The sequence below is a fragment of the Euzebyella marina genome (assembly GCF_014855515.1).
GTDB lineage: Bacteria > Bacteroidota > Bacteroidia > Flavobacteriales > Flavobacteriaceae > Euzebyella > Euzebyella marina.
This window is the reverse complement of record NZ_JACYFK010000006.1, coordinates 136,620-150,479: the sequence shown is the minus strand read 5'-3', so window position 1 is coordinate 150,479 and position 13,860 is coordinate 136,620. Positions and strand designations below refer to the sequence as shown.

13 protein-coding genes and 1 riboswitch are annotated in these 13,860 nt (G+C 41.0%); all 13 genes read left to right on the top strand.

What is annotated here, in order from left to right; genetic code table 11:
* Positions 1-132: 132 nt before the first annotated feature.
* The 13 genes from IL356_RS19180 to metF all read left to right on the top strand — a co-directional run bounded on the left by IL356_RS19180 (position 133) and on the right by metF (position 13,783).
* On the top strand, positions 133-543 hold the full coding sequence (locus tag IL356_RS19180) for an RrF2 family transcriptional regulator (RefSeq protein WP_121847886.1): 411 nt from the start codon (positions 133-135) through the stop codon (positions 541-543).
* A 176-nt stretch (positions 544-719) separates the two neighbouring features.
* Entirely contained in the window at positions 720-983 is a 264-nt protein-coding gene (locus IL356_RS19175; protein WP_121847887.1) for a DUF2061 domain-containing protein, read from the top strand.
* Positions 984-992: 9 nt separating this feature from the next.
* A complete protein-coding gene (locus tag IL356_RS19170) occupies positions 993-1,616 on the top strand; it encodes a phosphoadenosine phosphosulfate reductase domain-containing protein (RefSeq protein ID WP_121847888.1) in 624 nt (207 codons plus the stop codon).
* A gap of 108 nt (positions 1,617-1,724) precedes the next feature.
* Positions 1,725-2,612, top strand: a complete 888-nt coding sequence (cysD, locus tag IL356_RS19165) for a sulfate adenylyltransferase subunit CysD (protein WP_380085322.1) — start codon at positions 1,725-1,727, stop codon at positions 2,610-2,612.
* 89 nt (positions 2,613-2,701) lie between these two features.
* The gene (locus tag IL356_RS19160; protein WP_121847889.1) at positions 2,702-3,949 is read left to right on the top strand and encodes a sulfate adenylyltransferase subunit 1; all 1,248 of its coding nucleotides are present in this window, start codon (positions 2,702-2,704) and stop codon (positions 3,947-3,949) included.
* A 129-nt stretch (positions 3,950-4,078) separates the two neighbouring features.
* A complete protein-coding gene (locus IL356_RS19155; protein ID WP_121847890.1) occupies positions 4,079-6,169 on the top strand; it encodes a HEPN domain-containing protein in 2,091 nt (696 codons plus the stop codon).
* A 5-nt stretch (positions 6,170-6,174) separates the two neighbouring features.
* A complete protein-coding gene (gene cobA, locus IL356_RS19150; RefSeq protein WP_121847891.1) occupies positions 6,175-6,975 on the top strand; it encodes a uroporphyrinogen-III C-methyltransferase in 801 nt (266 codons plus the stop codon).
* A 5-nt stretch (positions 6,976-6,980) separates the two neighbouring features.
* Positions 6,981-8,042, top strand: coding sequence for an NAD(P)/FAD-dependent oxidoreductase (locus IL356_RS19145; RefSeq protein WP_121847892.1), 1,062 nt, complete (start codon positions 6,981-6,983; stop codon positions 8,040-8,042).
* 162 nt (positions 8,043-8,204) lie between these two features.
* Positions 8,205-8,309, top strand: a riboswitch (SAM riboswitch).
* 114 nt (positions 8,310-8,423) lie between these two features.
* Positions 8,424-9,422: a homocysteine S-methyltransferase family protein gene (locus IL356_RS19140; protein WP_121847893.1), complete on the top strand. Its 999-nt coding sequence runs from the start codon at positions 8,424-8,426 to the stop codon at positions 9,420-9,422.
* 74 nt (positions 9,423-9,496) lie between these two features.
* The gene (locus IL356_RS19135) at positions 9,497-9,847 is read left to right on the top strand and encodes a four helix bundle protein (RefSeq protein WP_121847894.1); all 351 of its coding nucleotides are present in this window, start codon (positions 9,497-9,499) and stop codon (positions 9,845-9,847) included.
* Positions 9,844-12,555 carry a methionine synthase gene (gene metH / locus IL356_RS19130; RefSeq protein WP_121847895.1) on the top strand — a complete coding sequence of 904 codons (2,712 nt, stop codon included), beginning with the start codon at positions 9,844-9,846 and terminating at the stop codon, positions 12,553-12,555. The genes IL356_RS19135 and metH overlap by 4 nt, the downstream gene beginning before the upstream one ends.
* On the top strand, positions 12,548-12,799 hold the full coding sequence (locus tag IL356_RS19125; protein WP_225621566.1) for a hypothetical protein: 252 nt from the start codon (positions 12,548-12,550) through the stop codon (positions 12,797-12,799). The genes metH and IL356_RS19125 overlap by 8 nt, the downstream gene beginning before the upstream one ends.
* Before the next feature lie 30 nt (positions 12,800-12,829).
* On the top strand, positions 12,830-13,783 hold the full coding sequence (gene metF, locus IL356_RS19120) for a methylenetetrahydrofolate reductase [NAD(P)H] (protein WP_121847896.1): 954 nt from the start codon (positions 12,830-12,832) through the stop codon (positions 13,781-13,783).
* The last annotated feature ends 77 nt before the right edge of the window (positions 13,784-13,860 follow it).

Below are 13,860 nucleotides of genomic sequence, written 5' to 3'. Positions count from 1 at the left end.
ATAGCGATTGTTTCAAAACTACTAATTAATGTTTTTACTTGTTTCTGAATCTACATCCCTAAGACAAAAAAGTAATACTTGGTAGATAAAGGTCTCTACGATGTAAATCTTAATTTTCTGTATCTTCGCCCTATGCTCTCTAAAAAGACAAAATACGGTCTCAAAGCATTGACCTACCTCGCTTCGCAAAAAGATAAGGCGCCAGTTCAGATTTCTGAAATAGCCAAATGCGAGAATATCTCGCAGAAATTTTTGGAGAGTATTTTACTTTCCCTGCGAAAAAGCGGTTTTTTGGGTTCTAAAAAAGGTAAGGGGGGTGGATACTATCTTATAAAAGACCCGAATGAAGTGCTGATGACCGATGTAATGCGCGTTCTTGAAGGCCCTATATCTATGGTGCCTTGTGTCAGTTTGAACTTTTATGAAAAGTGTGCCGATTGCCGAGATGAAGCTACTTGCTCGGTAAACAAACTTATGCTGAAGGTAAGGGACGCTAATTTAGAGGTGTATCGAAACAATACCCTGGCAGACCTAATCATCTAATTTAATTGGTGTCCAGACGCTTACGAGTGATCGAATAATTCTCAATAAAAAGGATGGTATGTTAATAATCTACTAAATCTATAGGGTAATTGTAATTTCTGGGCAGGTTATGCGTCTAATTAGACATATTTGTCTTATTTTTGTTTACTCTATTAAATTGATAGGATAATAAGATTATGATTGTAGATCAGCTTACTGTGGATTCTAAAAATGAAAAAACCACTTTCCGTAAAGACAAAGCATCGGAGAGCCCTAAGAGAAGTATCGTAAAGTCTATTAGTTGGAGGATTGTTGGAACCATAGATACCATTATTATTTCTTGGATAGTGACCGGCACGTTAACATTGGCCTTCTCTATCGGTTTAATAGAATTGGTAACCAAAATGGTACTATACTTTTTCCACGAGCGAATTTGGAACAAAATATCTTGGGGTAAATAAATTTAAGAAATGAGTTTTTCAGAAGAATTGATTCAAGAACAAAACAAGAAGTTTGAAGGGGCCAGCCCTCAAGAGATAATAGCATGGGCCATTGAAAATGCCAAAAATGCGGTGGTGACCACCAACTTTAGGCCTTATGAGGTGAACATTCTTCATGCCGTTACACAAGTAAAGGCCGATATACCGGTTATTTGGTGCGATACGGGTTATAACACGCCCAACACCTATCGCCATGCCGAAGAGCTAATCGAGCGTTTGGGGCTTCAAATAGATTTGTATGTGCCTCAACAGACAACCGCTCATAGAGATGTGGTTATGGGTATTCCGCAAATAGACGACCCAAGGCATGCTATATTCACTGAGCAGGTGAAATTAGAGCCTTTTAGAAGAGCTATGGAGGCCCATCAACCAGATGTTTGGTTTACCAACTTGAGAAAAGGGCAAACTGCACTTAGAGATTCTTTAGATGTTTTGAGCCTTAGCAAAGATGGTGTTTTGAAGGTGGGTCCTTTTTATCATTATAGTGATGCGGAGCTCGATGCTTATTTGGCCGAACACGAATTACCGAACGAACATAAATATTTTGATCCTACGAAGGTTTTGGAGAACCGTGAATGTGGATTGCATACCTAATTGACAATTATGAACTCCAACTAAGTTGGATTTAAAAGAATTACAAACTTGGAAACAGTTACTAAAGAACAAATTACCGATACGGCACTTTTAGGTGCGACAGGAGATGTGTCAAACGCATTGGAAAATGAGGCCATTTATATTATTAGGGAAGTAGCCGCACAATTTGAAAGACCTGTATTGTTATTCTCAGGTGGTAAAGATTCCATCACATTGGTGAGATTGGCGCAGAAGGCTTTTTGGCCGGCGAAAATACCTTTTCCTCTAATGCACATTGATACAGGGCATAACTTTCCTGAAACCATCATATTTAGAGATCGTTTGGTAGAAGAATTAGGCTTAGAGTTAATTGTGCGTAATGTACAAGATTCTATCGATCAAGGTAAAGTGAAAGAAGAAACTGGTAAATATGCCAGTAGAAATATGTTGCAGACCACTACTTTGTTAGATGCCATTGAAGAATTCAAGTTTGATGCCTGTATTGGGGGTGCCCGTAGAGACGAAGAAAAAGCACGTGCTAAGGAAAGAATTTTTTCGGTTCGCGATGATTTTGGTCAGTGGGACGAGAAAAACCAGCGCCCTGAGTTGTTCGATATGTTGAACGGCCAAATTGAATTAGGGCAGAACGTTCGTGTATTCCCGATCAGTAACTGGACCGAGCTGGATGTGTGGAGCTATATTGAAGCAGAGAATATCGAAATACCGTCTATTTATTTTGCACACAAGCGCAAGACGTTCTTAAGAGACGGTCTTATCTGGTCTGCTGAAGATGAGGTAGTGTTCAGGGCAGAAGATGAATTGGTAGAAGAGCGTACGGTACGGTTTAGAACTGTTGGCGATATGTCATGTACCGCAGCGGTCGAATCGGAAGCCGATACAATTGCGAAGGTGGTTTCCGAGATTAGGGATTCTTCCATTTCGGAAAGGGGCGCCCGTATTGATGATAAACGATCAGAGGCAGCCATGGAGAAGCGCAAGCAACAAGGATATTTTTAGGAAAGTTAATAGTTAAAGTTCTGAGTTAAAAGTGGGGTTGTGAAGATTTTGTGGGCAACTCGAAGCTATTAACCAACAATCATACAAAGATGAAAGTATTAAAATTAGCAACAGCAGGTAGTGTAGATGACGGTAAAAGCACCTTGATCGGGCGTTTATTGTACGATACAAAATCGCTGACAACAGATAAATTAGAAGCTATTGAAAAAACCAGTAAGCAACGTGGTTACGATTACTTGGATTTTTCATTGGCAACTGACGGGCTTGTAGCAGAAAGGGAGCAGGGTATCACCATTGATGTGGCCCACATCTATTTTTCTACAGCTACTAAAAGTTACATTATTGCCGATACTCCAGGTCATGTAGAGTATACCCGTAACATGGTTACCGGTGCTTCTACTTCTCAGGCGGCGATTATTTTGATCGACGCGAGAAAAGGGGTGATCGAGCAAACCTACAGACACTTTTTCATTAATAATATGCTTCGAGTGAAGGATGTTATTGTTGCTATCAATAAGATGGATTTGGTAGATTATTCCGAAGAAACTTTCAATAGCATCAAAGCTGACTTTGAAGAGTTGATGAGCAAAAGGGATTACCAAGAACAAAAAATCACCTTTATTCCCGTAAGCGCCCTTAAAGGTGACAATGTGGTGAACAAATCTGATGCGATGTCTTGGTACGAAGGGCAGACCTTGTTACAGCATTTAGAAGAACTAGATTTAAAGGATATCTATAATACAGGTACGCCAAGATTTCCTGTACAGTATGTTATCAGGCCAAAAACAGATGATTTCCATGATTTCAGAGGTTTTGCCGGAAAAGTTTACGGTGGGGAATTGAGTGTAGGCGATGAAGTAGTGGCTCTACCATCACAAACCCGATCTAGAATCAAGGAAATCTATTTCCACAATCAAAAATTTCAGACGGCTTCAAGAAGGTCTTCTGTAACCATCACTTTAGAAGATGAAATCAATGTGAGTAGAGGTGATATGTTGGTGAAAGTAGGTGATTTGCCTACCATCGACAAGCAATTTACCGCTACCGTTTCTTGGATGGATTCTGATAAGTTGACCCTTGGTAAGAAATATGTGGTGCAACACGGTGTCAATAAGGTGTTGGCCAAAGTTGATAAGATTCATCATAAGATTAGTCCAGATTATTCAGGTATCGATACCGATGTTGATGGTTTAGGCATGAACGATATAGCGCAAGTGTCTTTCAAATTGAACAAGCCCATTTTCTATGATAAATTTAAAGATCATCGTACCAATGGTTCGTTTATTTTGATTGACTCCCAGACCAATAGTACGGTCGGGGCAGGATTTATAGGCTAAAGGTACACTTTTAAAGGTGCTGGTTGTTAAGTGCCTTTGGAGTATGATTTTAGATTTTACCTATTTAGTCTATAGGAAAAATATAATTAAAGAACTGAATTAGTTCATCGAATAAGAAAGAAGAAAAACATGCAGAGTTTTAGAACCGAAATAGAAAACCCAGTAGTAGAGAAAGATATTCTCGAGTTGGAAAGAAAGATTAAACTCTTTCATGATGGCAAGGTAGATGAGGAGAAATTCCGAAGTCTTCGTTTGGCTAGAGGGGTATACGGTCAGCGTCAACCCGGCGTTCAAATGATTCGTATCAAACTTCCTTACGGTAAGGTTACCTCAAAGCAGCTAAAGCGTATCTGCGATGTTTCCGATGAGTACTCTACAGGCAGATTGCACATTACTACTCGCCAAGATATTCAAATTCACTATGTTGATTTGAATAGAACACCAGAATTATGGGCAGAACTAGAGAAAGATAATGTTACACTTCGTGAAGCCTGCGGTAATACGGTAAGAAACGTTACAGCTAGTGAAACGGCGGGTATCGATGTTGATGAGCCTTTCGATGTTTCGCCTTATGCCCATGCCTTGTTCCAATATTTTTTACGTAACCCTATCAGTCAAGAAATGGGCCGTAAGTTCAAGGTTTCTTTTTCTTCGAGCGATGCCGATACAGGCTTGTCTTACATGCATGATTTAGGCTTTATTGCGAAAATTCAAGATGGGGTTAAAGGTTTTAAAGTGATGTTGGGTGGCGGACTCGGTTCTCAACCGCGTCATGCAGACGTACTTTTTGAATTTTTAGAAAGTGATAAAATCATTCCTTTAATGGATGGTGTTGTTCGAGTTTTCGACCGATACGGAGAGCGTAAGAGCAGGGCCAAGGCTCGTATGAAGTTCTTGATTAAAGATGTAGGTCTTGATGGTTTTAAGGAGCTATTGGAAGCCGAGCAGAAAGCAGTTCCTCATCAGTCGTATCCTATCGACGCAGAAGCTTATCCGCAAGTAAAAATTGCCGATGCCCAACCAAAAGAGGTAGAGATTGAAGATAAAGAGGCTTTTGAAGCTTGGAAATCGACCAATATCGTTCCTCAAAAACAAGAAGGTTTTGTTGCCATAGGTATCAAAGTACTTTTAGGCGATTGGTACACCGACAAAGCTAGACTTTTGGCTGATTTGGTCAGCGAATATGCTGCCGGTGAAATACGATTAAGCTTACGTCAAAATATTTTGATTCCCCATGTGAGGGAAGAGTTAATACCATTTTTCTACAAAGCGCTATCTAAGTTAGGATTTGCAGAAGCTGGTTATAACAGAGCTTTGGATATCACCGCCTGCCCAGGTACAGATACTTGTAATCTTGGTATAGCCAGTAGTACTGGTATTGCCGAAGAACTTGAAAGAGTAATCAAGGCTGATTATCCGCAATACATATCCAACCCTGATGTGGTTATTAAAATTAGTGGTTGTATGAATGCCTGTGGTCAGCACAACATGGCGCATATCGGTTTTCAAGGTATGAGTGTTCGTACGAAAGATAAATTGGTAGCGCCTGCATTGCAAGTGCTACTCGGAGGAGGTAACGATGGAAACGGAAATGGTCGTTTTGCCGATAAAGTGGTGAAGATACCGAGTAAGCGTGGTCCAGAGGCTTTACGATTGATTTTAGACGATTATGATGCCAATGGAAACGGACAATCGTATGCCGATTACTATCAAGAAAAAGGACAAATGTATTTCTACGATTTCTTGACGCCACTTTCCGATGTTACCAATCTAACTGCAGAAGATTTTATTGATTGGGGTAATACAGAACGCTATGAAAAGGCGATTGGTGTAGGTGAATGTGCCGGGGTTGTCATCGATTTGGTAGCTACTTTATTATTTGAAAGTGAAGAGAAAAATCAAAATGCGATTGAGGCTTTGGAAGAAGGTAAATGGGCAGCCAGTATTTACTATTCCTATACATCAATGGTAAATTCGGCGAAAGCCTTATTGACCTCTGAAAAAGCTAAAGTGAATACCCATGCCGGTATCATTAAAGATTTCGATGAGAAGTTCGTAGCTGCCGGTAAGATAGAATTGGGCCGAGGTTTTGAAGATTTGGCACTTCAATTAAATAGAAATGAGCCTACTGAGGAATTCGCCAAAAGTTATTTGGCCGATTCTCAAGAGTTTTTGAAAACTGTAGAGGCTTACAGAAAACAAGAATTGGCAGAAGCCTAATACGAATGGAATTTAAAACGACCACATATCATCAACCTAAATATTTCGGCGACAATGGTAAGCTTACCATCGTCGGTGCTGGCCCTGGTGATCTTGAGTTGATTACCGTTAAGGCCATCAAGGCCTTGAAAACGGCTCATGTGGTCTTGTACGATGCCTTGGTAGCTACCGAGCTACTTGACTATGCCCCTAATGCCGAGCATGTGTTCGTGGGTAAGCGTAAAGGATGTTACGCCTATCAGCAAGAGCAAATCAATGATTTGATTGTCGGCCGTGCCAAGCAAGGTATGCATGTGGTACGACTAAAAGGCGGCGACCCATTTGTTTTTGGTCGCGGTGCCGAGGAAATGGAATTTGCGGCTGAACATGGTGTGGAGGTAGCAATGGTACCAGGGGTATCATCTTGTTTGTCGGTTCCGGCATCACAACATATTCCAGTGACCAAAAGAGGGGCCGCCGAAAGTTTTTGGGTGATTACGGGTACTACCAAAGAGCATAAATTGTCAAACGATGTTGCCTTGGCAGCCAAGAGCAGCGCTACAGTTGTTATTTTGATGGGAATGTCAAAATTAGGACAGATTGTTGAGCTCTTTAAAAAGGAAAATAAAGCCGAGACCCCGATTGCAATTATTCAAAATGGTACACGCCCAGATGAGAAAATGGCCGTTGCCACTATCGATACGATTGAAAAGGAAGTAAAAGAAAAAGAATTGACCAATCCTGCCATCATTATTATTGGTGAGGTAGTCAACCATCGGATGCAAATGTGGGAACTGGTCAAAAGAAATGAATTTGAGTTAAGTTAAGCGATATGATAAAAACTGATGTATTAATAATTGGCGCAGGGCCAACAGGTCTATTTACAGTATTTGAAGCCGGGTTGTTGAAATTGAAATGTCATTTGATAGATGCGTTGCCACAACCAGGCGGTCAATGTTCGGAAATATATCCTAAGAAACCAATTTATGATATTCCGGCATTTCCTGAGATTTTGGCAGGTAAACTGGTCGACAACCTAATGGAGCAAATAAAGCCGTTCGAGCCAGGTTTTACCCTAGGTGAGCGTGCCGAGAAATTAGATAAGCAAGAAGACGGTTCTTTTATCGTAACTACCAATAAAGGTACACAACATCATGCGCCTGTAGTGGTTATTGCCGGTGGTCTTGGTTCTTTCGAGCCTAGAAAGCCGCCTATTTCGAACATAGGCGATTTTGAAGATAAAGGTGTGGCTTACATGGTAAAAGACCCTGAAGTATATCGCAATAAAAAAGTGGTGATTGCAGGTGGTGGTGACTCAGCGTTGGATTGGGCTATTTTCTTGGCCGATGTCGCCTCAGAGGTGTCATTGGTTCATAGAAGAAACGAATTCCGTGGTGCTCTTGATTCTGTTGAAAAAGCTTCAGAATTGGCCAAATTGGGTAAAATTAAACTGTTTACCGAAGCGGAAGTTAAAAGACTGTATGGAGACGACCATTTAGAGGCGGTAGTAATTAAGCACAATGATTCTGAAAAAGGAGAAACCTATGTAGAGGTTGATAATTTCATTCCATTGTTCGGGTTGTCGCCAAAATTAGGTCCTATAGGTGATTGGGGTCTTGAAATCGAGCGTAACGCCATTAAAGTGAACAACGCAAAAGATTATCAAACCAATATACCCGGTGTTTTCGCTATCGGTGATGTGAATACATATGAAGGTAAGTTGAAACTGATTTTATCCGGTTTCCACGAAGCGGCCGTCATGTGTCAATATGCCTATCAAATCATTAATCCTGGTAAGAGATTTGTAATGAAATATACCACGGTAGGTGGTGTTGAAGGATTTGATGGTTCTAAAAAAGTTGCTAAGAAAGAGGTGGTGCAAAGCATCTCTTAAGCAAATCGATTCTTAGTTCATTTATATGTTAGAAATGGTTTCAAAACCTTCTCGGGCGAAAGGCTTCGAGGAGGTTTTGTTCCATTGTCAAAAAAGTTGAGGTTTATTTGTTTTTGGCGCGGCCTTGACGTTACTTTGCAGCCGTTCATTTAAACACTGAAGTCGTTATCAAGAAAGGCGGAGGGAATAGACCCGGTGAAGCCTTGGCAACCCTTTTCCCATAAAGAAGGTGCTACATTCTATCCTCAAAAGTAGGGCAGATAACAGAAGGGCGTTCGTCCCCATTCTTTTTCCTTGCTTGATATTGATTTTGAACTACCCTGAGGTGTAACCTTGATGGAGTGTTTTTTTTGCGTCCTTTTTTGAAATAGATTAAAAGAGATGAAAGATATTAGGCAAATATTGCAAGAGCGAATTTTAGTTTTGGATGGTGCCATGGGTACCATGCTGCAACGCTATAAATTCACTGAAGAAGATTTTAGAGGGGAGAGATTCAAAGATTGGGAACATCCGTTACAGGGTAATAACGACTTGCTTTCCTTGACCCAACCAGAGGCTATAGCCGAGGTACATAGAAAATATTTTGCTGCCGGTGCCGATATAGTCGAAACGAACACATTTTCAGGCACAACGATTGCGATGGCCGATTACCATATGGAGGATTTGGTGTACGAGCTCAATTATGAATCGGCTCGAATCGCTAAAAAGGTTGCCGATGAGTTTACGACCAAAGAACCTAACAAGCCACGTTTTGTAGCCGGTAGTATCGGCCCGACCAATAAAACGGCAAGCATGAGCCCAGATGTAAACGATCCGGGTTTTAGGGCCATCTCTTTTGATGAACTTCGTATTGCCTATAAACAGCAGGTAGAGGCCTTATTGGATGGAGGGTCGGACATACTTTTGGTAGAGACTATTTTCGATACACTGAACGCCAAAGCGGCCCTTTTTGCCATTGAAGAGGTGAAAGAAGAAAGAAATATAGACCCACCCGTCATGGTCAGTGGTACGATAACAGATGCTTCCGGAAGAACGCTTTCGGGGCAAACAGCTGAAGCATTTCTGATATCGATATCCCATATTCCCATTTTATCGGTCGGTTTTAATTGTGCACTTGGTGCTAATCAATTGGTGCCTCATTTAGAGGTATTATCGTCCAGAACCGATTATGCCGTTTCTGCACACCCAAATGCGGGTTTGCCAAATGCATTTGGTGAATATGACGAAACCCCGGAGCAGATGGCGGCACAAATCAAGGAATATGTTGAAAAGGGACTGGTAAATATTGTAGGCGGTTGTTGTGGTACTACTCCTGAGCATATTACGGCCATTGCAGATTTGGTAAAGGCTTATACTCCAAGGAATGTTTTAGTCGGATAGATAGTTGACGTTGCTCGTTTTTCGTTCATCGTTGTGCGTGTTTCAGAATATGCAATGATTAGTTGAAATTAAAAATGGACTATAAGGAATTAGATGTCTGGTTGAAGGCAAGGGAATTGGTTAAGAAAATTTACATTTTGACCACATCTTTTCCTAATGAAGAACAGTATGGGCTGACCTCTCAGATAAGAAGGTCTTCTATTTCAATGTCGTCTAATATAGCCGAGGGATGTGGAAGACAAACGGCAAAGGAAACCATCTATTTTTTACATATAGCCAGAGGGTCGCTTTTTGAATTGGAAACGCAGGTCATTTTGGCTGATGATTTAGGATATACTACTACGAATGCCGTAGATACTTTAAAAGAAATAGAAAGAGTAAAAATGTTGCTAAATGGCTTTATTAATTACCATAAAAAATTATGAGTAGCGAACAACGACCAACCAGTAACGAGAAACGATTATTGCGTTTGAGTGGGCTGGAACCCCTTGTCATCACCCCCGATAGTAATTTTATCAATGTGGGCGAGCGTACAAATGTCGCGGGGTCGAGAAAATTTTTACGCTTGGTTAAAGAAGAGAAATTTGATGAAGCGCTAGATATTGCCCGCGAACAGGTGGAAGGTGGTGCCCAGATTATTGACATCAATATGGACGATGGTCTTATTGATGGAAAAGAAGCCATGGTCAAATTTCTTAATTTGGTTATCTCAGAGCCTGATATCGCCCGGGTGCCTATAATGATCGATAGTTCTAAATGGGAAATCATTGAGGCCGGTCTGCAAGTCGTTCAGGGCAAATCGGTAGTGAATTCCATTAGCTTAAAGGAAGGTAAGGAAGAGTTCGTTCATCATGCCAAGCTGATCAAGAGGTATGGGGCAGCCGTAATCGTCATGGCTTTTGATGAGGTAGGCCAGGCAGATACTTATGATCGGCGTATTGAGATTTGCCAAAGGTCGTACGATATTTTAGTGAACGAAGTGAATTTTCCGCCGGAAGATATCATCTTCGATTTAAATATTTTTCCCGTTGCCACGGGTATGGAAGAGCACAAACTCAACGCTATTGATTTTATCGAGGCCGCCCGTTGGGTTCGTGAAAATTTACCTTATGCCAGCGTAAGCGGTGGGGTAAGCAACGTGTCATTTTCCTTTCGAGGTAACAACCCCGTTCGAGAGGCTATGCACTCCGTATTTCTTTACCATGCGATAAAGGCAGGTATGAATATGGGTATCGTCAACCCGAGTATGTTAGAGGTATACGATGATATTCCCAAAGATTTGTTGGAAAAGGTTGAAGATGTTATTCTTAACCGAAGGGATGATGCTACAGAACGCCTATTGGAATTTGCCGAAACCGTAGTAGGCAAAGCCAAAGAAAGTAAGGTCGATTTGTCATGGAGAGAAGATTCATTGCAAGATAGGATCACTAGGGCCTTGGTGAAAGGTATTGATCAGTACATTCTTGAAGATGTCGAAGAGGCACGATTAGCCTCTAAAAGGCCCATTGAAGTAATTGAAGGTCATTTGATGACCGGTATGAATGTCGTAGGCGACCTTTTCGGAAGCGGTAAGATGTTCTTGCCACAGGTGGTAAAATCTGCAAGGGTAATGAAGAAGGCCGTAGCTTATTTATTGCCTTTTATTGAGGAAGAAAAGTTGCAAAACCCAGATGGGGCAGAAGATAAAGGCAATGGTAAAATACTTCTCGCAACCGTAAAGGGTGATGTTCATGATATCGGAAAGAATATCGTGAGCGTAGTTTTGGCCTGTAACAATTACGAGATTGTAGATTTAGGAGTGATGGTGCCTCCTGAAAAAATTCTGGAAACCGCAATTCAGGAAAAGGTAGATATAATTGGTCTAAGTGGTTTGATTACACCTAGCTTAGATGAGATGGTGCACTTGGCCAAAGAAATGGAACGAAAGAACTTTTCAGTGCCTTTATTGATCGGTGGTGCTACCACGAGTAAGGCACATACGGCCGTAAAAATAGACCCACAGTACAAGCACTCGGTAGTGCATGTAAATGATGCCTCTAGGGCAGTTACTGTGGTTGGCGATTTACTTCAAGAAGAAACATCACAAACGTATAAGTATAATATTAAAAAGGATTATGATGAGTTTAGGGTCAAATTCTTGAACCGTTCGCAGCATAAAGAATACAAGAGTCTAGAACAAGCCAGAAAGAACAAGTTTCAGATTGATTGGGAAACCTCTGAAATCGTAAGGCCCAAGAAACTAGGAATAGAGGTGATTGAAGAAATGGATTTGGAAAAGTTGGTACCCTATATCGACTGGACCCCATTTTTCAGAAGTTGGGAACTTCACGGCAGGTATCCTGATATTCTAACGGATAAGGTGGTGGGTGTGCAGGCTACCGACCTTTTTGCCGATGCCCAAAAAATGCTAAAGGATGTTTTGGTAAACAAAAAGCTTACCGGAAAGGGAGTTTTCGGGTTATTCCCGGCCAACACCCTTGCCAATGAAGATGACATTAAGGTTGAAGTTGAGGGTAATGATTTTATTTTTAGAACCCTAAGGCAGCAACTAAAGCGTAGGGAAGGAGTGCCCGATTACGCCTTGGCAGATTTTATTGCTCCTGAAACCTCGGGAAGACAAGACTATATGGGCTGTTTTTGCGTCACCACCGGCTTTGGTACAGACGAACTTTCGAATCAATACGTAAAAGATTTAGATGATTATAATTCCATTATGATCAAGGCCATTTCAGATCGCTTGGCGGAAGCTTTTGCCGAGTATCTTCATGAGAGAGTACGAAAGGAATATTGGGGCTATGCGGCTGAAGAACGTTTGGATAATGAGGCTTTGATAGATGAGAAATATAAGGGTATACGTCCTGCTCCCGGCTATCCAGCTTGCCCTGATCACTTAGAAAAATTAACCATTTGGGAGGTCTTGAAAGTTGAAGAGCAAATCGGGGTCACCTTAACCGATAGTTTGGCCATGTGGCCCGCAGGTTCTGTTAGTGGGTATTATTTTGGCAATGCCGAGGCCAGGTATTTCGGACTTGGAAAAATTAAAAAAGATCAGGTGAAGAATTTTGCCGAGCGAAAAAATATTGCTTTCGAAGAAGCTGCTAAATGGTTGGCACCTAATATAGCTGATGATTAAGATGAAAAAGTTTATAGAACTGCATTTAGGAAGTCATGTAATCAGTCATGGGTATGACGATAATAATATAGAGATTGAAGAATCTGTAACAGTAGAAGGGTTTTCTAAAAAGCTGGTATCCGTGGATAGGATAAAATCCTTAAGCGAAAAATTTATTTTGACCGATTATTTAGATGGCCGTTGGATTTATTGGGAATACCAAGAAAATTACGATGAGGTGAAGGCCTTATTACTCAATTTATAAAAATCAACAAGCCGAAGTTAAAACTGAAGAATGAAAATTACCGACCATATTAAAAATGCAAAAGGGGAAACTTTGTTTTCTTTTGAAATAGTACCGCCGGTCAAGGGCAGAAATATTCAAGAGCTCTACAATAATATTGACCCTTTAATGGAGTTTAAACCACCTTTTATTGATGTTACCACCTCTCGCGAAGAGTTTGTCTATCGTGAAAAAGACGGCTTACTTGAAAAACAGGTAACTCGTATGAGACCCGGTACAGTTGGTATTTGCGCCTCTTTACAGCATAAATATGGTGTAGATACGGTGCCTCATGTACTCTGTGGCGGCTTTACCAAAGAAGAGACCGAATACCTCTTAGTTGACTGTCAATATTTAGGTATCGAGAATCTAATGGCCTTAAGGGGAGATGCCCGGAAGGATCAGCAATATTTTGAAGCTACCAAAGGCGGACATGCTTATGCGACCGATTTGGTAGGGCAGATTAAAGATCTCAATTCAGGAAAATATCTTCATGATGATTGTCAAATGGATCACCTACCCGATTTCTGTATTGGAGTGGCGGGTTATCCGGAAAAGCATTTAGAGGCCCCTTCTTTAAAATCAGATCTTAAAAGACTCAAAGAAAAGGTAGATGCCGGTGCGCATTACGTTGTGACCCAAATGTTCTTCGATAATCAGAAATACTTTGAGTTTGTGGAAGCTGCCAAAGCAATGGGAATCAATGTGCCTATTATTCCGGGTATTAAACCAATTGCCGTTAAAAGGCACTTACAGGTATTGCCCCAAGTGTTTAGAATAGATCTTCCTCAAGATTTAATAGATGCTGTTGATGACTGTGCCACCAATAAAGATGTTCGACAAGTAGGTATTGAATGGGCCATTCAACAATCGAAAGAGTTAAAAGAAGCTGGGGTTCCCGTCCTGCACTATTATTCAATGGGCAAGTCAGATAACATCAAGGCTATTGCAAAGGAATTATTTTAAAATACAGGCGGCCCAAGAGGGGCCGCTTTCTTTTTTATGTTTCCTGCTTTGAATATCGGTCGAGCTGTTTACCTTTG